General features: G+C 53.9%; 19 protein-coding genes. 14 read left to right on the forward strand and 5 right to left on the reverse strand.

The genetic code is table 11. From position 1 onward, the window contains the following. Positions 1 to 5: 5 nt before the first annotated feature. The 7 genes from IDAT_RS05675 (at position 6) to IDAT_RS05705 (ending at position 8,536) form a co-directional block, all read left to right on the forward strand. A complete protein-coding gene (locus IDAT_RS05675; protein WP_034731668.1) occupies positions 6 to 1,130 on the forward strand; it encodes a hypothetical protein in 1,125 nt (374 codons plus the stop codon). Beyond that, positions 1,127 to 1,678 carry a hypothetical protein gene (locus IDAT_RS05680; RefSeq protein WP_034731671.1) on the forward strand — a complete coding sequence of 184 codons (552 nt, stop codon included), beginning with the start codon at positions 1,127 to 1,129 and terminating at the stop codon, positions 1,676 to 1,678. The genes IDAT_RS05675 and IDAT_RS05680 overlap by 4 nt, the downstream gene beginning before the upstream one ends. After that, positions 1,675 to 2,181: a hypothetical protein gene (locus IDAT_RS05685; RefSeq protein ID WP_034731673.1), complete on the forward strand. Its 507-nt coding sequence runs from the start codon at positions 1,675 to 1,677 to the stop codon at positions 2,179 to 2,181. Before IDAT_RS05680 ends, IDAT_RS05685 begins: the two co-directional genes overlap by 4 nt. 13 nt (positions 2,182 to 2,194) lie before the next feature. Then, positions 2,195 to 4,216, forward strand: a complete 2,022-nt coding sequence (locus IDAT_RS05690; protein WP_162178390.1) for a secretin N-terminal domain-containing protein — start codon at positions 2,195 to 2,197, stop codon at positions 4,214 to 4,216. 309 nt (positions 4,217 to 4,525) lie between these two features. Next, positions 4,526 to 6,268, forward strand: a complete 1,743-nt coding sequence (locus IDAT_RS05695; RefSeq protein ID WP_156099484.1) for a hypothetical protein — start codon at positions 4,526 to 4,528, stop codon at positions 6,266 to 6,268. Between the two features lie 122 nt (positions 6,269 to 6,390). Further along, positions 6,391 to 7,296 (forward strand): Wzz/FepE/Etk N-terminal domain-containing protein, encoded by a 906-nt coding sequence (locus tag IDAT_RS05700; RefSeq protein ID WP_051986601.1) that lies wholly within the window; start codon positions 6,391 to 6,393, stop codon positions 7,294 to 7,296. After that, positions 7,289 to 8,536, forward strand: coding sequence for an oligosaccharide repeat unit polymerase (locus IDAT_RS05705; protein ID WP_034731677.1), 1,248 nt, complete (start codon positions 7,289 to 7,291; stop codon positions 8,534 to 8,536). The genes IDAT_RS05700 and IDAT_RS05705 overlap by 8 nt, the downstream gene beginning before the upstream one ends. Here IDAT_RS05705 and IDAT_RS05710 read toward each other — a convergent pair. From IDAT_RS05710 to IDAT_RS05730, 5 genes are all read right to left on the reverse strand, one after another. Beyond that, positions 8,533 to 9,741, reverse strand: a complete 1,209-nt coding sequence (locus IDAT_RS05710) for a hypothetical protein (RefSeq protein ID WP_034731680.1) — start codon at positions 9,739 to 9,741, stop codon at positions 8,533 to 8,535. The two genes, IDAT_RS05705 and IDAT_RS05710, sit on opposite strands and share 4 nt — an antisense overlap. Positions 9,742 to 9,833: 92 nt before the next feature. Beyond that, complete coding sequence (locus IDAT_RS05715; protein WP_034731683.1) at positions 9,834 to 10,895, reverse strand: glycosyltransferase family 4 protein; 1,062 nt, start codon at positions 10,893 to 10,895, stop codon at positions 9,834 to 9,836. After that, positions 10,892 to 12,142: a UDP-N-acetyl-D-mannosamine dehydrogenase gene (gene wecC, locus IDAT_RS05720; RefSeq protein ID WP_034731684.1), complete on the reverse strand. Its 1,251-nt coding sequence runs from the start codon at positions 12,140 to 12,142 to the stop codon at positions 10,892 to 10,894. The genes IDAT_RS05715 and wecC overlap by 4 nt, the downstream gene beginning before the upstream one ends. Next, complete coding sequence (wecB, locus tag IDAT_RS05725; protein WP_034731688.1) at positions 12,139 to 13,275, reverse strand: non-hydrolyzing UDP-N-acetylglucosamine 2-epimerase; 1,137 nt, start codon at positions 13,273 to 13,275, stop codon at positions 12,139 to 12,141. The genes wecC and wecB overlap by 4 nt, the downstream gene beginning before the upstream one ends. Positions 13,276 to 13,279: 4 nt before the next feature. Then, positions 13,280 to 14,005 (reverse strand): WecB/TagA/CpsF family glycosyltransferase, encoded by a 726-nt coding sequence (locus tag IDAT_RS05730; RefSeq protein ID WP_034731691.1) that lies wholly within the window; start codon positions 14,003 to 14,005, stop codon positions 13,280 to 13,282. A 152-nt stretch (positions 14,006 to 14,157) separates the two neighbouring features. On the opposite strand from IDAT_RS05730, the gene IDAT_RS05735 reads away from it, so the two are divergent. The 7 genes from IDAT_RS05735 to IDAT_RS12985 are packed head-to-tail and all read left to right on the forward strand — an operon-like array spanning position 14,158 to position 23,638. Continuing rightward, a complete protein-coding gene (locus IDAT_RS05735) occupies positions 14,158 to 15,327 on the forward strand; it encodes a nucleotide sugar dehydrogenase (RefSeq protein ID WP_034731846.1) in 1,170 nt (389 codons plus the stop codon). Positions 15,328 to 15,379: 52 nt separating this feature from the next. Further along, a complete protein-coding gene (gene wecA, locus IDAT_RS05740) occupies positions 15,380 to 16,495 on the forward strand; it encodes a UDP-N-acetylglucosamine--undecaprenyl-phosphate N-acetylglucosaminephosphotransferase (protein WP_034731693.1) in 1,116 nt (371 codons plus the stop codon). Between the two features lie 22 nt (positions 16,496 to 16,517). Continuing rightward, on the forward strand, positions 16,518 to 19,274 hold the full coding sequence (locus IDAT_RS05745; protein ID WP_244441604.1) for an SLBB domain-containing protein: 2,757 nt from the start codon (positions 16,518 to 16,520) through the stop codon (positions 19,272 to 19,274). Continuing rightward, positions 19,271 to 20,722 (forward strand): glucose-6-phosphate isomerase, encoded by a 1,452-nt coding sequence (gene pgi, locus IDAT_RS05750; RefSeq protein WP_034731698.1) that lies wholly within the window; start codon positions 19,271 to 19,273, stop codon positions 20,720 to 20,722. Before IDAT_RS05745 ends, pgi begins: the two co-directional genes overlap by 4 nt. Next, the gene (locus tag IDAT_RS05755) at positions 20,722 to 21,327 is read left to right on the forward strand and encodes a 2OG-Fe(II) oxygenase (RefSeq protein WP_034731701.1); all 606 of its coding nucleotides are present in this window, start codon (positions 20,722 to 20,724) and stop codon (positions 21,325 to 21,327) included. Before pgi ends, IDAT_RS05755 begins: the two co-directional genes overlap by 1 nt. Continuing rightward, entirely contained in the window at positions 21,327 to 22,622 is a 1,296-nt protein-coding gene (locus tag IDAT_RS05760) for a hypothetical protein (RefSeq protein ID WP_034731704.1), read from the forward strand. Before IDAT_RS05755 ends, IDAT_RS05760 begins: the two co-directional genes overlap by 1 nt. Beyond that, on the forward strand, positions 22,622 to 23,638 hold the full coding sequence (locus IDAT_RS12985) for a nitroreductase family protein (protein ID WP_051986602.1): 1,017 nt from the start codon (positions 22,622 to 22,624) through the stop codon (positions 23,636 to 23,638). Before IDAT_RS05760 ends, IDAT_RS12985 begins: the two co-directional genes overlap by 1 nt. Position 23,639: the final 1 nt, after the last annotated feature.

Here is a 23,639-nt window from a genome sequence, read left to right on the forward strand (position 1 = left end):
TAACAATGGCAGAGACGACCGAACGCCCGCAGCAAACCAAACCACCCCTAAGCGCTCGCTTGGCGAGTTTGGTGTGGCGGGTGAACCAGCAACTGCAGTGGTTGCAAGGCAGCAGTGCGACACCTAGTGTCGCACCAAAGCGGCGCGTTCCCTGTTTAGTCTTGGGTCGAGGTTTGTATCAAGAAGCTTGGCAGAGCTACAACATTCGCTCGGCCAGCGCGTTGAAGAAAATCCTGCAACAAAAAGCGCAACCGCAGCAATTGCAATTTATCGGGCCGTGGCAAGACAACCAGCGCCGCGTGCTCACGCTGACCCTAAACGCTGACGCCATGCCATTGCGCGATAAAGCCTATGTGCTGTTGCCGGAGTCCTTGGTGCTTGGTGCCGCGTTGCCGCGTGGCTTGTATCAGATCAACGACGCTGGGCAGAACTACTTCTTTTATCAACAAGAAAAGCAATGGCAAACGCTTCTGCAGTCGAAGTTGGTAAATGACGCGAACAAAGCACGTCTTGCGCTCGGTTGCAGTAGCGAAATGCCGCTCAAAGAATTAACCCCAGCGCAGTTACAGGCACTGATCCCAAAAGGCGTCAGCAAGCTAGGCCTCGCCTATTGGCAGCAAGGCTGGCAAGGCAACACAGCTGCGACTGGCAGCAAACAGCCGTTACCTTGGCCGCAGCTTATGGCGACAGTTGCCATTATCGGTGCTAGCTATTTAGCGCTGAGCAGCGGCTATTTGTTGGTGAAGCAACAGCTGCTCAGCAGCCAGTTGGAGACCATTCAGCCGCAAGTCAGTGAACTTCTGCAGCAGCAATCACGCCTGCAACAAGCGCGTAGCAACCTCGCGCAGCTCAACGACCAACTGAACGACGGTGCCTACGTGAATCAGTTTTGGCAGCTCATCGCGCAGGCCAGTGAGAACGGCACCACCATTAGTTATGTGACCTCAGATGCGGCACGTATCACCATAGGTGGTGAATCTCCCGACGCCTTGGCCTTGCTCAAGCGCTTACATGCGTTGCCGCAAGTTGAAGCGGCGGAGTTTGCCGCGCCAGTACGCGATAATCGCGGCGTCCAAGCCTTCCGCATCGATGTAATTCTGAAAGCGTCAACACAGGAGTCGCAAGCATGACCGCGAAGCAACGCAACCTGTTGTTGATTGCCGCTCTGTTGGCGACCTTGCAGTTTGTCGTCAAACCTTTGTTGCAATGGCAGCGCCAAACCATTGACGAACTCAGCCTGAATCAAGGGCGCCTAGAACGCAGTGAATTGCTGTTGGCCAATGCCGACAGCTTAGCGACCAACACCGACGCCGCCACCGCCCTTGAACAAGAAATGCTGGCGCAATTCCCACAGGCGCAAGAAATCACCTTGACCCAAATTCAATTGCAAAGCGCGATTGAAACCGCGCTACGTTCGCAGCAAACCCGCATCGATGAATTCAGCTGGTTAACCGCGCCCGAACAAAGCGGCGGCAGTTTGGCCATGATGCGCGGTAAAGTCACCATCAGTGGCGACCTTGCCAACATCGTTAGCGCGCATTTTGCGCTGCTTGAACAGATGCCGACCATCGCCTATGAAAGTATGGATTTACGCAATGCCGGGCGCCGCGGTCGCGGTGGCTACCGGCTGACGTTAATGCTTAATGTTGCGGTACAGGCAACGGGAGGGCAGTCATGATAGCGCTGAAGGCCTTACCGCTGAGCGTTAAGCTCACCGCTGCATGCGTTGCGCTCCTTGCGCTGATTGATTTCAGTCAGCGCGTATGGGTCAGCTCCGAAGCTAACCCGCCGGCGGTGCCGCAGTTCAATGCCAGCGACTATGCAACGCAAGCGCCAAGTATGAACGCAGCCTTGCAACAATGGATCGAGCAGCAACGGAGCGCAGCAGCGCAAGCCGCACAAGAGCAAAGCGTTTCGCAGCCGCAAGCAGAATTATTGCCAGGTGGCGTGAATTTAGGCGAAACTCGGGTGCGGGTGCGTGCCACCTACACATCGAGCGCCACTGGGGCGCAGTTGGCGTTGCTCGAAGCGCAGCAAATTAATAATCGTTCACTCGAGCTTACTGAAGTGGACGAAGGTTTCGAAATAGACAACTATAAAGTGAGCAAAATAACCGCTGATAGTGTGGTATTCGTGAATGCCGAAGGCGAGCAAGTCACGGTACCGGTGTTCGACTATTAGCAGCAAGGGGACTATGGGAATGATGGGTCGCGCAACAACTAAAATCGTTATCGCTGCATTAACAGCAGGCAGCCTGTGGGGTTGTAGCTTCAATCCTGAACCGATCACGGTCAATCCAGATCGCATGCAAAACGCGGCCGAGCCTATCGATGAAAACCTCAGTGAAGCATCTGATACCATCGAAAGTCAGGGTTTCCAACGCTTGCGCTCGCTTGATTATGAAAACTATCTAAAGCGCAGTGATCGTGACCCCGCCATGGAATTTAGCGACAACGACACGCATACCATTAGTGCCAACGAATTGCCCATGCGCAACTTCATTGAGACAGTATTTGGTAAAGCCCTCGAAACTAATTACGTGATTGCTGTAAAGGAAGAGTTACGTAAGAACGTCACCTTGAACTTATCCAAAGCCGTCAGCTCACGCGAGCTGTTCCGGTTGTCGCGGCAATTACTCATCGACAATGGCCTCGATGTCGCGCTGCGCGATAACACCTATTATATTTTCCCGCGCACCAATGAGCGTGCCGACGTGGTCATTGGCTTCGGTCGTCGTTATGCCGACGTGCCCGATACCGCGCAAAATATTTTGCAGGTCATTCCGCTCAAATACGGTCTAAAAACCTCGCTGGAGCGCACCTTACGCAACCTGACCAGCGTCAGTTTGTCGGCCGATATGACGCAAAACGCCTTTTTTGCCGAAGGCTCACGCGCTGAAATCATTCGCTTGCTTGATTTAATCTACTTGCTCGATGTGCCAGCTAACCGCGGACGTAATATCGCCATGGTGGAGCTGACTTACTTGGCGCCAATGGATTATATCGACCAGCTCAAAGAACTGATGGAAGCCGAAGGTATTAGCGTCGGTCGCCAAGCTGGCATGGGCGTCGCTGTGCATACGGTCCCCGTCAATCAGCTAGGGGCCGTGGCCATGTTCGCCTCCAACGAAGAAGTGCTGGAACGAGCACGCTATTGGACGCAACAAATCGATCAGCCTAGCCAAGGACCAGAAAAAGGCTATTACATTTACCACCCACGCTATGCGCGGGCGTCTGACCTTGGTGCATCGATTGGTTCATTGATCGGCGGTTCCTACACCGGCGGTAATAATTCGCGTGATACCCAGTCAGCGCAGGGCGGCACCGGGCAAGCCAGTGCCACCACCAGTAGCAATGGCAACATGACCATGACCGTCGACGAGCGCTCCAACTCGATTATTTTCTACACCACAGGTGGCGATTACAAAGCGCTGCTACCGGTGATCAAACGCCTCGATGTCATGCCAAAACAAATTGTACTCGACGCCACCATTGCCGAAGTCACTATGACGGATGAATTCTCGCAGGGCTTCGAGTTTGCCTTCCGTAACGGCGAGTACAGCGGCGGTACGCTGGGCTCATTTGGCGTCAATGACCTCGGCGGATTTGCGCTGAACTGGGTCGACGGCTTCGATCGCTTTATCGCGCGCTTGCAGCAGAGCACCAATTTGGTCAACGTGATTTCGAACCCAACGCTGGTGGTACGCGATGGCGTTGCAGCCAGCATCAACGTTGGCAACGATATCCCGACGGTGGGCTCGACCACCTTTACCGAAGACCTGCAAAGCCAAACGCAGTCGGTCACCTATCGTAAAACCGGCGTGCAATTAAGTGTCACACCAACCATTAATGCGCAAGGCCTGGTAGTGTTACAAATTAATCAAACGATCTCGAACACGTCGCCAACAGGGCCGTCTGTGGCGGGAAATCCGAGTATCTTCGAACGCACCATCACTACCGAGGTGATTGCGCAAAGCGGACAAACCATTTTGCTGGGCGGTCTGATTTCTGAGAACACCTCGAGTGGCGACAGCAAGGTTCCGATTATGGGCGATATTCCAGTGTTGGGTAACTTGTTTAAATCGGAGAGTGAATCAAAAGAAAAAACCGAATTGGTGATTTTTATCACACCGCGAATTATTGAGCGGACAGAACAGTGGGAAGAAATCAGAAAAACTATCGCAGATGGCTTGACAACTATCTCGGTTAACGACTAATCTTGCTTTCAACTTTGCAAAATTGTTGAGCTATGGACGTGCTTATAACCATAATTAACAAACTCAACAGCAAAGCTTTTTGGGGAACTCCGGTTTGGAGTTTGCGAAAAAAATTTGGACTCTAGCTCTTCGTAGAGTGTTCTCAGGCAAGCCTAATCACCTTGGACCTGGGACCTGCAACTTGAAAAAGCGCGAAAGTTCATAGCAAATCGAAGCGACCAAGTTTGAATAACGCGGTCAATTTGATAACTACAGAGAAGAAGGCACAGGAATGCTGGAATCTCTTATTTCATGAAATTGGAGAACATCATGACAAACATGTTTAAACGTTCGCTAGTAGCTTTGGCAATCGCCGGCGCTAGCACGGGAGCGATGGCTGCAGACGTCTCTCTCACTGACACTACGTATGCGACAGATGAATTCATGTCTACCATGGAGCAAATCTTGTCGAAAAATATCGTCTTAACTTTGAACGATGAGTACAAAGAAGGCGATTACATTTACTTGCGTCTTGAAGATGGTGCTTACATCGACGGCGCACCTGACCAATTGACTGTTGGTTTCGGTGAGCAGTTCGACGAAGGCGACTTCGCGGGCAACGGTGTAATCCCAGCAGCAGCTGGTAGCTACAACGACGACGCAGACGCAGAAGACGTAAACAAGGGTATCACTCTTGATTTCGTAGCTGAAACTGCTGACGACGCTGGTAACACTGTTCTTATCTACCGTGTAACCAACATCTTTGGTGACGAGAACACGAACTCAAACGACACCACTTACGGTATCAACCTTGACTTCGGTCGCTTCAACTTTGACGCGCCAGTGGTTGTTGCTCAAAACGGTGTAATGTTTGACACATTCTCACGTTTGGACGACCAGCCTTGGCCAACCAACACTAACCCATGGCCGTTTGACACTGTGTCAGCTCCTATGACTGACAACACTCAGTTGTTCAAAATGGGTCCACAGTTCTACCTTGACGTAGAAGAAGAGTTCGAAGGCGAGTTAGACGTATGGGATTTCCGTCGTACCTTCCGTACTCCGGGCGCATCGCACGGTAACCAAGATACCTCATCTTCAAGCTTGTTCTGGGTTCGTACCACCGACAACCCTGACACAGGTACCTTAGCTGACGATAACGCCGGCGAATGGGACTTCGTAGTTCAAGTTGACAGCGATGTTGAAGAGCAAATCGAATTCACCTTGTCTGGTGACAACATGTTTGGTTGGATCGACAGCGCTAACCCAGCGGGTCTCGAAGCAGTCTTCAGTGGTAACAGCTGTGCTTATATCAGCCACACGGCTTCAGTATTGAACTTCCGTTGTGCAAGCGTTGACGTACCTACAGGTTTGTTGTTCGACCTAGTTGCGACTATGGATTCTGCACAGAATCCTAAGCAAGACGGTGAATTCACTATCTCTGCAAACGTCAACTGGACGCACACTACTACGCAGTACACTGACGGTGGTGCAACTGACAACGTGAACTTCCCAGAAGACGGCGTATTGTTAGAGTCACCTGCTTACGGTGAAACTAGCTTGTCAGGTCTTTACGCTGGTGAGTGGACTGTTAACGGTTCTGTAACGCACATCCCATATATGCCTTACAGCGCACAGTCTGAAGCAGGCGAAATCGTACCAATCAGCCAGATCATCTACGTGACCAACAACTCACGTGATCCAGGCTTCGACGACGCAGTTGTCGGTGGTCCGAATGACTTCGACGGTCCAGCTCCTGAGAACAACAACGTAGACCGCATCATCTGGGTTGAAGTTATGGAAGAAAATGGTGACACCACTACTTTCGAACTTGACGCTTTAGCTAACCCAGGCGTAACTGCAATTGCTGGCGAAATCCGCTCTGCATTGTTCAACGCTGGTATGTTGGATCGCACTCGTTTCTTGTCACTGACTGTGAACGTAGCGGACTACCCAACTAACGTGTCTATCTACTCTGCATACAACGTCAACGGTTCTGACCGTGGCTGGGTACAAAACGACTCAGTACGTACCGATATGGACTTGTATCGCAACAACGACATCATCGATTAATAAGAGCTTTAAGCTAGTAATCGATAACAAAATCGTTATGATAAAACGCTCCTTCGGGAGCGTTTTTTTTTGCTAAGATGGAACGCATAAATAACTAACAATTGAACAATTAAGGAAAGCATGTGAGTAGCAACAAAAGCGACTTAATGGCGTTTATACGGCTGATTCGAAGCAACTTTTGGTTTCTTGCAATCTTCACCAGCGTATTTGCCGTGCTGGCAATAGTTGTTGCACTGTCACTACCGAACAAGTACTCATCGCAAGTGAAATTGGCCGCCGTTGAAGAAGAATCCAACTTTGGTTTAGGCGCACTAGCCGGGCAATTTGGTGGCTTAGCGAGTCTGGCTGGAGTGTCACTAGGTGGCAGCGACGTTAATCGTATTATCGATACCCTGAACTCACGTGACTTCATCAAATCCTTTATCCAAGAACAAGACATTGCGGTCGAGATTTTCGCCGTCGAAGAATGGGACATCGGTACGGATAGTTTCATTTACGACGAAGATATCTACGACGCCCAAGCGCAACAGTGGGTGCGTGAGCCAGAGCCATTAAAAACCGTGGCACCAACCGACGAAGAATTGTACGAACGTTTTCGCGAAATGATGTCGGTTGGGCAAGACAAAAAAACCGATTTGATCACCTTATCGGTAACCCATTACAAACCAGCGCTGGCGCAACAGTGGGCGCAGCAACTTACACGAGCCCTGAGTGAATACCTGCGGGCGCAAGACCTTGCCGAAGCCGAGCGCAGTATCGCCTTTATTAACGAAAACTATGCCAAGGCGGAAATTGTTGAAGTGCGCACTACCTTATCGCAAGTGCTGCAAGAACAATATCAAAAGCTGATGCTCACCAAAGTGCGTGATTATTACGGCTTTGAGATCCGCGACTCCGCTTATTTACCAGAAGAAAAATCAAGTCCGAAGCGAGCGCTTATGGTGGTCGGTATCACCTTTTTAGGGGGCCTACTCGGGCTGTTTATTGTATTGGTACGGGTTTACGTAGCGGGCAGTAAAGATGCTTGAAGGCATTTTTGCCGTTAGTGTGATTGTCTGTGCGCTGCTCATTGCACGGCGCCAAAACCGCATGATCGGCGCCTTCATCGTCCTCTTTGCCGCGTACTATTACATCGGTTGGTTGTTTGCCAACAACATGACGCCGTGGCAGCTGAACTATTACAGCCTGGCGGTATCGGCATTGCTGGTCGGGGTGCTAATGGCCAATTTATTGGTGCATTACCGCCGTAGCTTAGCTCCTCAAAGCAAACCAAACGACAAGGCATTTGCCGCCGAATTACAAGCAACGCTTAAGCAACCGGCCAATTTCTATCTTAAACTTATCGTGCTGAGCTTGTATGCCATTGGCGTGCTTGCCTATGTTGCCTTAATTGCGCTGTACGGCGTGCCGGTGCTGAATATCGGTGACCGCTCAGCGGTGCCCGGCTATTTCACCTATATTATCGGGGTGATTTGGGTACTGTATCCGTATCTTTATGTCACGCTCGAACGTCGGCATGTACTGCCGGCGACCGCACTGACGTTTTTCATCTTATTGACGATGGGCTATCGCACACCATTAGTCATCACTATTTTGTGTTTCATCTTCTTGAACCTAAAATACCAGCGATTTGTTATCTCAAGGCGGATGAAAATTCTGGGTGTGTTGTTGCTATTTGCCGTAGCTTCACTGTATCCGCTCATCCGCTTCCAAGAAGATCCGCAAGCGCTTATCACTTTGCTTGGCAACTTAGACCTACCGCCGGAACTGTTCTTATTGGCCCCCTTTATTTTGGTCTTCGCCGAGGGCTCGTCGGTGATTTTAGGCATTCACCAAATGCTGCCGAGCATTGGTCCGCAGTATGGTGCTTTCACTTTGTCAGGATTTGCCACCGTGCTGCCCGGAGAACAGATCCATAGCCGTACTTTGCTGTCGTATTGGCTCGGCCGTACCAATTGGCAGGAATCGAGCACGACATCGTCACTGCTAGGGCAGTTTTTAATCGAGTTTGGTTATTGGGGCAGCATTGTGTGTTGTTTGCTGTTGGGCTTTTTTATGGCGTTAGGCTCGCAACGCTACTTTGAATCCACCGACCGCATGAAAGACTTGCCCTTTGTGCTAGTGTTTGGCTTGCTGACCATCGGCATTCACACCGGTGTACTTGACCCCTTGGTAGTGTATGCCTTGATTTTGTATTGCTTAGTGCTGGTGGCAGATCGTCTGGGCGGGCCGCTGGCACAGTTTGTTAAGGCGCGTTATCGCGCCTAATGCGCAAGCACGCGCTGAGCGTAGCGCTGCGCAAAGAAGTTGCGCAAGACAAAGTTAACCACCGCGGCAGCGAGCGCAATCATCAGCGCGAAAGTAGTACCGACGGCGTACAAGGCAATACCGATGTAGGCCGCGTTGCCAAGTAAGGTGAGTAAATTCAGGCGGGCAACGTAGCCGTCCTCATTTTGCAGACTCAAATAGGTAAGCTTCACAAAGCTGCTTTGCGCCGCCAAAATCAACAGCGCGATCATCAGCGGCAACCACCAGATCTCCATTACCGCAATGCCCATTACGGCTAAATAGGCCAGCGTCAACACATAGGCCACGACTACACCGGCCACCACCAAAGCTTGATAGCGGGTGCCAATGCTGCGCAACTGTTCGGCGCGGGTAGCAGGGTTCGCTAGTTGCGTCAAAATGGTATTGCCATAGGTACGCGGCAATAAAATACTAATCGAAATACAGGACACTGCGAGCGCGACCACACTGACAATTTCGGCAGCGGCGATTTGCTTGATGGCCGCAGGTAAAATAAACACCGCGAAGATGCCGCCAGTGGTCGATACCGCAATGTTGCGAACTTCACGCAGCGACGGCCGTAAGCCATTGCTGCTCGATGCCGCAGGCAGACGTTGATGACTGAGCAACAACACCGCAAGCCCTAGCGCTAATGCCAGTGCGTAGATCAAATACAAATCGTGCTGGTTGACCGTTGTCGCCGCTTGGCTGACCCACCAAGGACCTAGCAAACAAGCCAATGAGATCAGCAATTCGGCCAGCGCCAACGGACCGAAGCGATGCAGCGCTATAAACCGATAGCGCAACACGTAGTAGAGGTGTAGCAACACTAAAATGACGAGGCTATACCCTAACGAGAAAAGTAAGCCAAAAGCCCACAGTGCGACGCACAGGAGCCCAGAAAGGGCTAATCCTTGCAATGACTGACGGTAAATACTGCGGTGGTTGCCTTGAAAGTCAGGTTTGAGCAGGAAAAAACCAAAAGATTGCGCGAAAGCGGTGTTAAGCAACATCAACAAAAAGAAGTCACCACCGAAAGCGGCAGTTAAGTCGGCACTAAAAAATAAGATACTTGCGGAAAAGAGAATGACGCGCGATGCGCCGGGGCCACCTGTAGCGATAAGCGGCGGCAATGCCTGCTGCAAAAAAGCTTTAACTGTACGCGCGACAGCAGGAGTTGTTGTCATTTATGCTTGGCCTCGTTTGCGCGGGTGGTACGCGCGGCAATGTTGGTAAAAACCGCGTTTGCATTGTGCCATGATGGCGCGCGCCGTTTCAACTAATTAGACCCGGCACTGGCGCGTGCCGCGCAGGCGGCAAAAAAACGCTGCAAGTCGGCGACCACAGGTTCCACCGCGAACTGCTGCTGGGCATAAGCGCGGGCTTGAGTGCTGAGTTGCGCGTGGTGCTCGGTGCAATAGCGAATGGCGTCGGCCAAATCGTGTGAATCGCCGCGTTCGACTAAGTAGCCGGCCTGTTGATGGGGCACCACGTCCGGCGTTGGCCCGTGGGCGAGGGCGACCACCGGCAAGCCGACCGCCATGGCTTCGATAAAGCCCATGCCGAAGGCGTCAAAGGCCGATGGCAAGACAAACAGGTGATGCTGTTGCAGCACCGCGATTTTGTCGGCGTAATCGACCCAGCCTAAAAACGTCACCCGCGACTGCAAGCCGAAGCGCGTCACCAAACCTTGCAACAAGGTCAGGTCGGCGCCTTCGCCCGCAATGCTCAGCTGATAATGCTCAGGCAGCTGCAACAGTGCGCCGATGACGCTATGCACATTTTTGCCCGGCACTAAGCGGGTCATGCACAGCAAGCGTACCGGTTCATCTGCGCCTAAGCGCGCAGCCGGTGCCGCCGCCAGAAATTGTGCATCAAGGGTGTTTGGCACCACGTGTACGCGCTCAGGTGCAACGCCTAAGCGGTCAATCAAGAGGTCTCGCCACCACGGCGTCAGTACACAAATGCCGTCGGCAACGGCCAGCATACGCCGCAAGAGCCAGCGCCGCCACGCCGAGGTCAAATAGTCAGCGGTGGCCGCTGAGTGAAACTGCAAAACGACAACTGCACCACGACGCTTAGCCACGCGTGCAAGTAAGTACTTACGCAGCATCGACAACCAGCGCGCACAATGCAGCCAAACAATATCGCCGGCTTGTACTTCGTTGCGCAGCCGCGCGGCAGCAGCACGGTAGGCGGCAAGCTTACCGCTGGTGCCGCGGTGGGACTCAATGACATTCAAGCCATGTTGTTGCAACTGTGGGCTTTCGCAAAAACTCACCAGTGCGGTACTGATACCGCCCTTGCCGTGTTTGACCGCAGTCGCAACTAAGTGAATCATCCGTCGATCAAGCCGCGGGTATCGACCCAGCGTTTGCCTTCAAGCTGGCCACGGGTGATGGCTTTGAAAGGTTCGTGGTCCACCAGCAACACCACTACATCAGCGGCTGCCAAGGCATCATTAAGCGAGCACAGCTCAGCACCCGGCACCGGTGTCGCGTCTTGTGCAATATTGGGTTCGACCACCAAGGTGGTACCGGCGTGGCTGCTTGCCAACTGCCGCGCGATAGCTAAGGCCGGGCTTTCGCGTAGATCATCGATATTGGCTTTAAAAGCCAAGCCCAAACAAGCAATGGTCACGTCTTGCGCAGCGCCGGTGGCGGCAACCGCTTGTTGCACCTGCGCCACGACCCAGTCGGGTTTGCCATCGTTGACCTCGCGAGCAGTGCGGATCAAACGTGCCTGCTCCGGTGCCGAGGCGACAATGAACCACGGGTCAACAGCAATACAATGGCCGCCAACACCAGGGCCTGGCTGTAAAATGTCCACCCGCGGATGGTGATTCGCCAGTCGAATTAACTCCCACACGTTAATGCCTAAGTGGTCGCAAATCAGCGACAGCTCATTGGCAAAGGCAATATTGACGTCGCGGAAGCTGTTTTCGGTCAGTTTTGCCATTTCAGCGGTACGGGCGTTGGTAAGAATACAGTCGCCTTTCAAAAACAGGCGGTACAAATCAGCCGCCATGGCACTAGCGCGCGACGACAAACCACCAATCACGCGGTCGTTGTCGACCAGCTCTTGCATGATCTTGCCCGGTAACACGCGCTCAGGGCAGTAGGCCAATTGCACCTCGGCGGCATCGCCAGCGGTCGCAGGAAAGCTCAGGTCAGGACGCAGTTCCGCCAACCATTGTTCGAGCTGCTCGGTGGTGCCCACCGGCGAGGTCGACTCCAAAATAATCAAGTTACCGGCTGCCAACACAGGTGCGATGGTTTCGGCCGCACTGCGAATAAATTTTAAATCGGCACTGCGGTCCGGCAAAAACGGCGTTGGCACGGCAATAATAAAAGCATCGGCTGCGACGGCTGTGGTACTGGCGCGCAGATGACCTTCGGCAACGGCGGTTTTTACCACATCGGCAAGCCCCGGTTCGACAATATGAATTTGCCCAGCGTTAATTGTTGCCACCGCTTTTTCATTGACGTCGACGCCATGTACCGGCACGCCTTGTTTGGCGAACACAGCAGCAGTCGGTAGCCCAATGTAGCCGAGGCCGATAACGGCAATGCGTGGAGACGACTTCATACCAATTCCTTTTGTAAAACATCAATAATGCGTTGGCAGGCCTTGCCATCGCCGTACGGATTATGTGCACGACTCATGGCCTGATAGGCCGCGGGATCATCCAGCAAACGCCCAACCTCACGGACAATGGCGGCGCTGTCGGTTCCCACCAACTTGACCGTACCCGCATCGACGGCTTCTGGCCGTTCGGTGGTGTCACGCATCACCAACACCGGTTTACCAAGCGATGGCGCTTCTTCTTGAATACCACCGCTGTCGGTCAGAATCACCGTAGCTTGGTTCATTAAGTACACGAAGGGTTCATAATCTTGCGGCGCTAACAAATGCACATTCGGCAGGTCGCGCAAATGGCGATTTACTGGCTCCTGTACATTCGGATTCAAATGCACCGGGTAAACGATTTGTAATTCGGGGCGTTGTTGCGCAAGCTCGGCGAGGGCTGCGCAAATGCGCTCAAAGCCAGCGCCAAAACTTTCGCGGCGGTGCCCAGTCACCAGCAGCATGGGGTGCTGCGCGTCAAACTGTAACTCGGCGAACAGTTGTGCGTACGCGGCTTGTTTGTCGCTATCCTGTTGTAATTGCTCACTTACCGTCAACAACGCGTCAATCACGGTATTGCCGGTCACATGGATCTGGTCAGACGGAATCGACTCCGCCAACAAATGCTCGCGCGCTTTCGCGGTCGGGGCAAAATGCCAGCGGGTAATGCCTGCGGTCAGGCGTCGGTTCGCTTCTTCAGGCCACGGCGAATAAATATTGCCGGTGCGTAAACCCGCTTCGATGTGCGCCACCGGAATTTGCTGAAAGTAAGCGGCGAGGGCAGTGGTCAAAGTCGTTAAGGTATCGCCATGCACGCAAACCACGTCGGGTTTGAATTCAGCCAGTACCGGCTCCAGTTCGGTCAACACCCGTGCCGCCAATTGGTTCAAGCTTTGGTTGGGGCGCATCAAGTTCAAATCGTAATCGGGCGTCAACTGAAATAACTCGAGCACTTGGTCAAGCATTTGTCGATGCTGGGCGGTCACGCACAGCCGCACATCCCATGCGGTCTGTTGCTGCAACTGTTGCACCAGCGGTGCCATTTTTATGGCTTCAGGGCGCGTACCAAAAACGACGAGGATTTTTTTTGTCATGATTCTAGAGTCGTTGTAATAAATGAAGGCGCAAATAGGTCAACAGTCGTAATTGACGACCGATGCGCGTCGGTTGTGACAGCAAACGATACAGCCACTCCAAATGCAGCTTACACCAAAGCTTCGGGGCGCGTTTGGCGGCGCCCGTAAAGACATCGTACGTACCGCCGACGCCAAGATAAAACGCGTCAGGGTAAAGCTTGCGTAAACGTTCGATCAGCTGCTCTTGTTTGGGCGACCCCATGGCCACGGTAACGATGCGTGGCTGCTGTGCGTGCAGCGCATCGACCAGCACTTGTTCGTCGGCAAAGTAGCCATCGATGGCGGCCACTACTGGCGTGCCAAGCTCGCGTAATTTCGCGGCGGCAAGCTGGTTTACCGCCGGCTTAGCACCAATCAGCATGACCGGCACTTGTAACTCCGCGGCGCGCAGCATCAAGGCTTCCCAGAATTCACAGCCAGGAATACGGGTATTGGCCACACCTTTTTTACGCAGGGTGCGCACCACGCCAGTGCCATCAGCAAAGCGCAGTGTCGCACTTTGCAAGGTGGCGCGAACGGTTTCGTCTTGTTGTGCCAACACCACTTTTTCAGGGTTGATGGCAATACCGAAACCGTAGTGCACGTCGCCGGCCGGTGCGATGACTGCATTCACAGCCTGCGCCATCGAAGCAAACGGCGTTACTTGAATACCGCCAACGGTAACGTCGGTCGTCAATTGCTGATTCATATCGTTTGAAAGCTCAAGTTAAGCTCGAGAAGATGCGGCGATTCTATCGAGCGTGACAAAAAACTGCAATCTAAGTGCGGTATAAGCTTACCTGAAGGTTACGGATGATTTACATCGTTTTTACGCAATCGAGACAAAATCGAGACAAAAAGATGTGTCAAAAAATTACCGTGGTTGGGCTTGGCTACGTAGGATTGTCGAATGCGGTGCTGCTGGCGCAACAACATCAGGTGGTGGCACTCGATATTGATGCCACTAAGGTAGCGGCAGTCAACGCCAAGCAAAGCCCGATCGAAGACAGCGAAATAAGCACTTACTTACGCGACAAGCCGCTGCAGTTAAGTGCAACCACCGACCCAAACATCCTCGCCGAGGCCGACTGGGTGATCATCGCCACCCCCACCGATTACGACCCAGAGACCAACTATTTCAACACCAGTAGCGTCGATAGCGTCATCGCGCAAACACTGGCCAGCAATCCTCGCTGTCACATTGTGGTGCGTTCAACCATCCCTGTTGGGTACATCAAGAAAATACGCGCCAAGTTGGCCACCGAGCGGGTGTTTTTCGCGCCCGAGTTTTTACGTGAAGGGCGCGCGCTGTACGATAATTTATACCCATCGCGCATTGTCGTGGGTGAACAGCACGAGGCGGCACGCATCTTTGCAGAATTTTTACGTAGTGGCGCACTGAAGTCCGATGTACCGGTGCAATATACTGAACCGACTGAGGCGGAAGCGATAAAATTATTCGCTAATACCTACTTAGCGATGCGGGTGGCGTTTTTTAACGAACTGGATTCGTTCGCTATGCATCATGGCTTAAATGCGCGGCAATTGATTGACGGCGTGTGCTTGGACCCCCGTATTGGGGGGCATTACAACAACCCGAGCTTCGGCTATGGTGGTTATTGCTTACCCAAGGATACGCGCCAGTTGTTGGCCAACTATGACAAGGTGCCGCAGGTGATCATTGGTGCTATTGTCGATGCCAATCGCATGCGCAAAGACTGTATTGCGGAAGCGATCATGCAACGCGAGCCGCAGTGCGTCGGTGTGTATCGGTTAGTAATGAAGCAAGGTTCGGACAATTTTCGCGCAAGTGCGGTGCAAGGAGTGATGCAGCGCTTGCAAGCGCGCGGCATTAAGGTCATCGTATTCGAGCCGACCGTTACGGAAACAATGTTTAACGGTTGTGAAGTTGTTAAAGATTTTTGTGATTTTAAAAACAGATCAGATATAATCGTCAGCAATCGCATGTCTGATGAGTTAGCCGATGTCTCCGACAAGGTCTATACTCGCGACATTTATAACAACGATTAAGCGATGTCGAAAAATTAAAGAAAAACTGAATTAGACGGGAAATCTAGAAGTTATGAGTATTTGGGTGGTGCTGCTTGCAGCGACCGCGCTTTCGAGCGTGTTGTGCAATGTCCTGATCCCGATGGCGTGGAAGACTGCGCTGGTTGATCATCCTTGTGCGCGCAAGCAACACGCTGCGCCAGTTCCGTTAGTAGGTGGGCTGGCGGTGTATGGCACCATGCTCATTATGATGGTGGCGCTGCTGCCGCTCGAAGTCGACATTCGCTTATTCCTGGTGTCCGCAAGCTTCATGGTGCTGATTGGCGCCCTCGACGACCGCTACGATATTGATCCCGGCGTACGCTTTATCGCCCAAATGCTGGCCGCTGCGGTGGTGGTATTTGGCGCCGACGTACAAATCGTGCAACTGGGTAACTTATTCGGTACCGGTACGGTTGAACTGGGTGCCATGGCAATGCCGTTCACCTTACTCGCCATTGTCGCCGCCATGAACGCCTACAATATGATTGATGGCATCGATGGTTTGCTCGGTGCACTAGCCATGGTGGCCTTCGCCGGTATTGCGGCGCTGGCTTTTATGCACCAGCAACAATTGCCGGTCATGGTCGCCGCTATCTTGTTTGGCGCGATGATTCCCTACCAAATTCGCAATATGGGCTTTCGCTTACGCCCGATTCGTAAAATCTTCATGGGTGACGCCGGCTCCATGCTGGTCGGCTTCGTAGTGGTATGGATGCTGGTCATGCTGACCCACCCCGAGCGCTTACTCGAAAGTTGGTTTGCCATTCAGCCGAACGTTGAAGCCGTGCGCCCAGTCGCCGTGTTGTGGCTGATTGCCGTCCCCCTTATGGACATGTTCGCCATCATGGCGCGGCGTGTTATGAAAGGCCAATCGCCGTTTCGTCCGGATCGCGAACATTTGCATCACATCTTCATGCGCGCGGGTTTCACCTCGCGGCAAACACTGGGTATCATCACCGCTATCGCCTGCTTCAAACTAGCGCTGGGCTTGGTTTTCGAATGGTTACAACTACCCGAGCCAATTGTGCTTAGCATTTTCATCGCAATTTTTGTACTCTACCTAGTAATGCTCAAAAACATTTGGCGCATCGTGTCGTGGGTACGTCAACAACGCGATATCGAAAGCACCGACGAAGCAACAGAATAACAACACCAACAGGGGAAATAGCGTGAAAGCATGGTTGCAACATACGCTAGCGGCAGCCGGGCTGGCGTGTCTATTAGTGGGTGCCGCAGCACCTAGCGCACAGGCGCAAGATTTATCCAGTCTCACTCCGCAACAAATCGCACAAATTCAGAAACTTCCGCGCGCGCAACAAGAAGCCATTGCGCGCCAGTTTGGCGTCAATTTAGCCGACATCGAGCGCATGATGCAGAGCTCGAGTAGCAGCCCAACCAGCGGTCAACCGGAAAGCGAACGCGCCGCCGACACCATGCAAGACCGCGACGTTATCGATACGCGCCCGCTGAATGAACTCAGCCCCGGTGAACTGGCCGAACGGCTTGCCGAAGACGACAAAGAACTGCAACCCTTTGGTTACAACCTATTCCAAGGCGAGCCCAGCACCTTTGCGCCGATGGCGAACGCACCTGTGCCATCGAACTACTTGTTAGGGGTAGGCGATGAATTACGCATTCAACTGTACGGTAAAGAAACCCGCACCATCGATGCCGTGATCGACAACGAAGGTCGCGTCACCATTGAAAACCTTGGCCCGCTGAGTGTGGCTGGCTTACGCTACGACGAAGCCCGCGAACTGATCAAGAGCACCGTACGCGAGCGCATGATAGGTATGGAAGCGGCGGTCAGCATGGGCGAATTGCGCAGCATGCAAATTTTCGTGGTCGGCGAAGCCTACAAACCAGGTGCCTACACCGTCAGCTCACTGACCACCATAAGCCAAGCGCTGTTCGTCTCGGGTGGGGTGTCAGACATCGCCTCGTTGCGCAACGTGCAACTGAAGCGCAACGGCGAGACCGTGGTGACCTTCGATTTATATAAACTGCTGACCGAAGGCGATGCCTCAAACGACTACCGCTTGCAAGCGGGCGACGTGGTGTTTATTCCCACCCGTGGCGACATGGTCAGCATTGCCGGCGAAGTTCTGCGCCCAGCCATTTATGAAATGCTCCCCGATGAGACCTTGGCCGACGCCTTGAGTTTTGCCGGTGGCTTGCTGCCCACGGCCTATCGCAAGTCAGTGCAGCTGCAACGCATCAGCGACGGCTCACGCCGCGTGCAAACCATTGACTTAACCCGTACCGACGTGCAGCGCAAACTGCGTGGTGGTGACGCCATTACCGTTTTCCCTGTTGCCGAAGAAACCGTCGACAGCGTGATGCTGGTTGGTGCTGCGGTGCGTCCGGGTATGTACGAATGGCACGACAACCTGCGCATTAAAGACGTGATCCCCTCCGTTGAAGGTGCGCTGTTACCGATTACCGATTTGACCTACGGTATTGTGGTGCGCTCGAGTGATGACCGCCGCACCATCAAAGTACTGCAATTTGATGTCGCGCAAGCCGTGCGTGGCGTTAGTGAGCATAACCTAGCGCTGCAACCGCGTGACCAAGTGGTGGTGTTCAGTCGCTACGAAGCGGCCGCTGCCGAAGAAAATCAATTGAGTGCGTGGTTACGCTCTGAAAGCGACCGAGCGCGTGAAGAGCGCGAACGGGTGCTAGAGATTTACCGTAAGCAGTATCTGCAAAAGCTGATCGTGGACGACCTTGGTTTTAACGAGCTGCTGGACCGTACCACCCCGGATCGCTCTGAAGAATTGGATAATCAACTCGACAGCTTGTTCGCCATTGGCGATAACGGCGAAGAGCGCGATGCGGACTATTACGCCAAGTTCTCACGGCACAATTTGCTGCAACCGATTTTGTATCAATTGCGCAACCAATTCAGCGCCACCGGCACCTTGCCGTTGGTGTACATTGACGGCGAAGTGCGGCATCCGGGCATTTATCCGCTGGTTGAAGGCGCCAGTGCAAAGCAAGTGATTGTCGCCGCCGGCGGTTTGAAAGAATCAGCCTATTTAGCCCGCGCTGAGCTGACGCGTACGGAAATCAGCAATGGTGAAGCCGAAGCGCGCTACGTGCCGTTCAACTTGGCCGAGGTGTTAAGCGGTGACTTGCAGGTGCCAGTGCAAGGCCGCGATCGACTGCAAATCTTGTCGATTCCACAGTGGCAAAACACCTTGCAAGTGCGCCTTGAAGGCGAAGTGCGCTTCCCCGGCACTTACACCATTCGCCGTGGTGAGACGCTACAAGGCTTGCTCGACCGCGCCGGTGGGTTGACCGAATATGCGTTCGTACGCGGGGCAATTTTTACCCGTGACGATCTGCGTGAAGCGGAACGCAAGCGTTTAAGCGAGCTGGCGCAGCAACTGCGTCGTGAAATTGCCTCGAATGTCATTACCGACAGCGGTGCTTCCGTCGCTTACGGCGAAATGAACCAGCTGTTGCGCGACCTGACCAATATCGAAGCGGTCGGCCGCTTGGTTATCGATCTAGAAACCGTGATCGGTGACGGCGAACGCTTGACCGACATTCAATTGAAAGACGGCGACCGCCTGTTTGTGCCAACCGTGCAGAATACCGTATCTATTATCGGCGAAGTACAGCTAGCAAGTTCGTACCAGTACGAGCAGGGCGTATCGCTCGAAGAGTACCTGCAGCGCGCGGGTGGGTTACGCCAGAAAGCTGACGATGAGCGCATCTATATTGTCAAAGCCAACGGCCGTGTAGTGGTGCCAGAGCGCCGCTCATGGTTCTCGTCGGGCGCCGTCAACCAAATCGAGCCGGGTGACACCATTGTCGTACCAATGGACACCCAATACATGAACAACGTTGAGCTATGGACCACTGCCACCCAGATCATGTATCAGGTCGGCGTCGCCCTAGCTGCATTGGCTGCATTATGATGATAACAACGCAACACCTGGCGCTGGACCTCACCTATCAGGGGCTGACGCGTGACCAACTCCAACAATTCGCGAACGAACGCTTGCCGCGCGATTTCGCTGAACTGCGTGCACAGTTGTTGAAAGGGACTTACGAGAACCCGAGCGAAGGCCGACAAGTGACCCACGTGCTCAACCGTAGTCGCCATTCGGTGGTGGCGGCCAACGGTGGTCGTAACCGCTTTTCGGAAATCGTCCGCACCTTGCGTAGTGGCAAATGGCTGGGCGCGACTGGGCAAGTGGTCACCGACGTCATCAACGTAGGTGTAGGTGGCTCCGACTTGGGCCCATTGCTTGGCAGCGAAGCCTTGCAAGAGTTCGCCGACGACAACACCGCGCACCCATTAAAAGTGCATTTCGCCAGCTCGATGGATGGCAGCCAGCTGTACACTTTGTTGCCACAGCTAAACCCAGCCACCACTTTGGTGATCATGGCGTCAAAAAGCTTTAGCACCATCGATACCCTTGCCAATATTCGCACCCTCAAAGCCTGGGCGGCGCGCGAACTGAGCGAACAGCAGTGGCTCGAAAAGCACGTGATTGGCGTGTCGAGCAACATCGAAGGCATGACCAACTTTGGCATTCCACCTGCGCAACAATTGAGCTTTGCTGAATCTGTGGGCGGCCGCTATTCGTTGTGGTCCGCCATTGGCTTACCAATCGCGCTCACCGTCGGCGCCAACCAATTCGCCCGCATGCTCGATGGCGCCAAAGCCATGGACGCGCATTTTGGCGAAGCCGAACTGCATGAAAACATTCCGTTATTGATGGCGCTTACTGGCGTGTACAACCGCGAGCAGCGCGGCATCAACAACCTTGCTGTGTTGCCCTACGATGGTCGCTTACGGAAACTGCCCGATTACTTGCAGCAGCTCGACATGGAAAGCAACGGCAAGCAACAAGATCGCAACGGTAAGCCGATCGATTATCCGACCGGGCCAATTATTTGGGGTGGCTTTGGGCCTAACGGTCAGCACGCGTTTTATCAGCATTTGCATCAAGGCTATGACAACTTTGCCGCCGATTTCGTGCTGGTGTTGCAACGCGCTGCGACAGAATTTGACGCAGCAACCCAAGCCGAGTTTGCCGAGCAGCAGACCTTGTCGGTGGCGAACTGCCTCGCACATCGCCGCTTGATGTGGTTTGGCGACGGTAAGACTTACCCTGGCCAACACCCATCGAACCTATTGTTGCTGCAAGAGCTCACGCCACAAGCGTTCGGCGCACTGATTGCCGCCTATGAGCACAAAGTGTTTACCCAAGGCGTGATCTGGAAGATTAATTCGTTTGACCAGCCGGGCGTTGAGCTTGGCAAGAAAATCGCTAATGAAGTGCTGGAAGTAATCAAAACCGGCACCGGCAGCGACGCTTTTGATGACAGTACGCAGGCTATTTTGCAGAGGCTCTGATGGATAACCCAACTACGCATATTTTGTGTCAGGACCCGACGGTTTACATCATGGACGACTTTTTTACCGCGTCTGAAGGCGCGCATTTGAAAAAATGTGCCGCCGCGCAAATGGCGCGTGCCAAAGTGAGCTCCGACAAAGAGGGGGTGCTGAGTAACGCGCGCACCAACAGCCTCTGTTGGATCCAGCACACCCACGATATGGTGGTGACCTATTTGGGCATGCGCATTGCCAAAGAAGTCGGCTTGCCGCTGGAGAACGCCGAGAGTTTTCAGGTGATTCATTATGGCGAGCAACAAGAATATCGCGCACACTTCGACGCCTATGACATGAGCACCGAACGCGGCAAGCGCTGCACCGCTCGTGGCGGGCAACGCTTGATTACCGTGCTGGGCTATATTGATGCGCCCGAGAAGGGCGGTTCGACTTACTTTCCGAAACTCGACTTGAACGTCGCGGCAAAACCCGGCCGCCTGCTGTTTTTCGAAAATGTCGTGCGCGGCACTACCGATGTGCACAAGAAGAGCCTGCATGCTGGCATGCCAGTGATCAAAGGCGAGAAATGGGCATTCAACCTGTGGTTCCACGAGCGCGAGTTCAAATAATGCGGGTGCTATGGGCAGCCGCCTGCGTGTTTTTTGCGCAACTTGCGACACCAGCTGTCGCAACGCCTTGGCTCGATGCCGAAGAATTGCATGTTCGCCATTCATTGCAAGTGCTGGCGGACGCGGGTCTACTCAGTGCCCCGGTAACCACCTTGCCGGTGATGTGGCGACCGCTGCTGACCGACCTTGAAGCCATTAACCCTGAGCAACTCACCGAACTCCAGCAAGTTGCCTACTACAAATTGGTGGCGCTGCTCGAGTACCACAAGCGCGGTTCCTACACCGGGGTGCGCGTGGCCGGCGTGACCGATACCGGTGCGCAACCGAGTTTGCAACGGCCGATGGAAGGCAAAGCCTCAGCGGCCTTGACCCATGAGCGGGTCGGTGAAGTGGCGGCGGCGCGGGTGCGGGTGACCTATCGTGACAGTTCGCTGAGCCTGAATCCGCGGGTGCGCACCGACAATCTCTCGTGGCAGGGCAGTTATGCCGCCGGAATGGCGGGTGATTGGGCACTGTCAATTGACCAATTGCAAACCTGGTGGTCGCCGGGTTCGGCGCAAGACGGATTGCATACGGTCAGTACCTTACCGCTGCGTGGTGCTCGTGCGATCTATGCGCCGGATGCACAATCGGCGTGGCGCGATGTCAGCTTTACCGCCTTTTGGGGCGAGAGCGAAGAAGAACTCTTACTCGACCCGGCCGCCCAACTGTGGCAGCGCGAAACTGCCTATGGCGCGCGGCTCGGTTGGCGGGCCCATGAACGCTTGGAGCTAGGGCTGCATTACACGGCGTCGGATCTTGCTGATAGCTCGGATAATTGGGTGTTTGATGCGCGGCTGACCTTGCCGTACCAAATTGCGTTTTATGGCAGTATCAGCGAGCATGACGTTGAAGAACGCGCAGGTAATGGCCACATGCTAGGTTTGGACTGGAGTTTTGCCGAGCCGGCGAAATTGTCGCGGGTCTATGCCGAATATGACCGTAGCGATTTACGCAGTTTATTGACCATCGGTTATGCGACCTTTGCCAATAATGGCATGGGTTATGATTTCCGCATTCAGGATACGCGTGTACGCCGGCACCACAACAGCTACGGCATGGCGCCGCGTTGGCAGTTGCTGCCTGAATATCGGCCCGGCATCGAGCGCATCCAGCAATTTGAAGCTGTGGTGTTCTTCCCATTGGGGAACCGCAGCCTGATCGAGCTTGGCCTGCAAGCTTGGCAAGACACCTACGTTGACGGCCGCGATGACAGCTTCGGCAATGTCATTGCCAGCTGGGAGCTACGCTGGTGATGGCATCCTTGAAGGCATGGCTGCGACCCTTGTGGTTGCGCGCAACGCCGCTGCGCAACGCCGTGCTGTTAGTGCGCATTTACCTGTATGACTACCGCCGATTTCGCCGCCATTATGTGCCGGCAACGGCGCGCAAGACCCAGCAAGACGAACTTGGCGCGTGGCTGCTGCAAGACAAACACCGCATCGAAAAGGGGCTGAGCTTCGCGCAAGTCAAACCGCATTACGGCCAGCCGATACTCGAACGCTTATTACACAACCTGCTGCACTACCAACAGCAGTTTGGCAAAGACGCCTATTACTATTGGGGCGTGGGGGCCTTCGCCGCCTATCAGCAGCATCACCAACAGCAGGGGATTGCGACTGCGGCATGGTTTGACCAACTTATCGCGCAACTGCCAGCCGCTGACCTTGCGCACAGCACCGCCCGCCAAGTCGGCACTCAAGCACTCCCGCAGCACCAATTAAAGCCCGAGCAGTTCGCGCAGTTTTTTAACAGCCGCACCAGCGTGCGCCAATTCCAAGCGCAGCAGCCGGTGCCGCAGGCAGTGCTGGAAGCGATAGTCGCCATCGCGCTAAAAACGCCGTCGGTCTGTAACCGTCAGCATTGGAAGCTGCATATTTTAAGCGGCGCCGCCAAAGACCAAGCCCTGGCGCTGCAAAATGGCAACACTGGCTTTGGCCATGACGCCCCGCAGGTAGGCATCGTGACTTCGTCGTTACGCGCGTTCAGCTTACCCGCCGAGCGGGCGCAGGCGTACACCGACGGTGGCATGTTCGCCATGTCGCTGTTACTCGCGGCGCACGCGCATCAGGTCGCGACCTGCCCACTGAACTGGGCGGCATCGCTCAAGCAAGATCTCGAATTGCGTAAACTACAGCTGATTAACGACGACGAAACCGTGATCATGTTGATCGCCTTCGGCTACGCCAGCCCCAACTGCGTGATTGCCAATTCACCGCGCAAACCGGTGGCTGACATTCTCATTGTGCACGACGGCGCGTCGCAGCCTTAAG

This window comes from Pseudidiomarina atlantica, from assembly GCF_000753735.1.
Taxonomy (GTDB): domain Bacteria; phylum Pseudomonadota; class Gammaproteobacteria; order Enterobacterales; family Alteromonadaceae; genus Pseudidiomarina; species Pseudidiomarina atlantica.

Coding starts and splice junctions, on each gene's coding strand:
- IDAT_RS05675 (WP_034731668.1), top strand. CDS start 6: ATGGCAGAGACGACCGAACGCCCGCAGCAAACCAAACCACCCCTAAGC.
- IDAT_RS05680 (WP_034731671.1), top strand. CDS start 1,127: ATGACCGCGAAGCAACGCAACCTGTTGTTGATTGCCGCTCTGTTGGCG.
- IDAT_RS05685 (WP_034731673.1), top strand. CDS start 1,675: ATGATAGCGCTGAAGGCCTTACCGCTGAGCGTTAAGCTCACCGCTGCA.
- IDAT_RS05690 (WP_162178390.1), top strand. CDS start 2,195: ATGGGAATGATGGGTCGCGCAACAACTAAAATCGTTATCGCTGCATTA.
- IDAT_RS05695 (WP_156099484.1), top strand. CDS start 4,526: ATGACAAACATGTTTAAACGTTCGCTAGTAGCTTTGGCAATCGCCGGC.
- IDAT_RS05705 (WP_034731677.1), top strand. CDS start 7,289: ATGCTTGAAGGCATTTTTGCCGTTAGTGTGATTGTCTGTGCGCTGCTC.
- IDAT_RS05710 (WP_034731680.1), bottom strand. CDS start 9,741: ATGACAACAACTCCTGCTGTCGCGCGTACAGTTAAAGCTTTTTTGCAG.
- IDAT_RS05715 (WP_034731683.1), bottom strand. CDS start 10,895: ATGATTCACTTAGTTGCGACTGCGGTCAAACACGGCAAGGGCGGTATC.
- wecC (WP_034731684.1), bottom strand. CDS start 12,142: ATGAAGTCGTCTCCACGCATTGCCGTTATCGGCCTCGGCTACATTGGG.
- wecB (WP_034731688.1), bottom strand. CDS start 13,275: ATGACAAAAAAAATCCTCGTCGTTTTTGGTACGCGCCCTGAAGCCATA.
- IDAT_RS05730 (WP_034731691.1), bottom strand. CDS start 14,005: ATGAATCAGCAATTGACGACCGACGTTACCGTTGGCGGTATTCAAGTA.
- IDAT_RS05735 (WP_034731846.1), top strand. CDS start 14,158: ATGTGTCAAAAAATTACCGTGGTTGGGCTTGGCTACGTAGGATTGTCG.
- wecA (WP_034731693.1), top strand. CDS start 15,380: ATGAGTATTTGGGTGGTGCTGCTTGCAGCGACCGCGCTTTCGAGCGTG.
- pgi (WP_034731698.1), top strand. CDS start 19,271: ATGATGATAACAACGCAACACCTGGCGCTGGACCTCACCTATCAGGGG.
- IDAT_RS05755 (WP_034731701.1), top strand. CDS start 20,722: ATGGATAACCCAACTACGCATATTTTGTGTCAGGACCCGACGGTTTAC.
- IDAT_RS05760 (WP_034731704.1), top strand. CDS start 21,327: ATGCGGGTGCTATGGGCAGCCGCCTGCGTGTTTTTTGCGCAACTTGCG.
- IDAT_RS12985 (WP_051986602.1), top strand. CDS start 22,622: ATGGCATCCTTGAAGGCATGGCTGCGACCCTTGTGGTTGCGCGCAACG.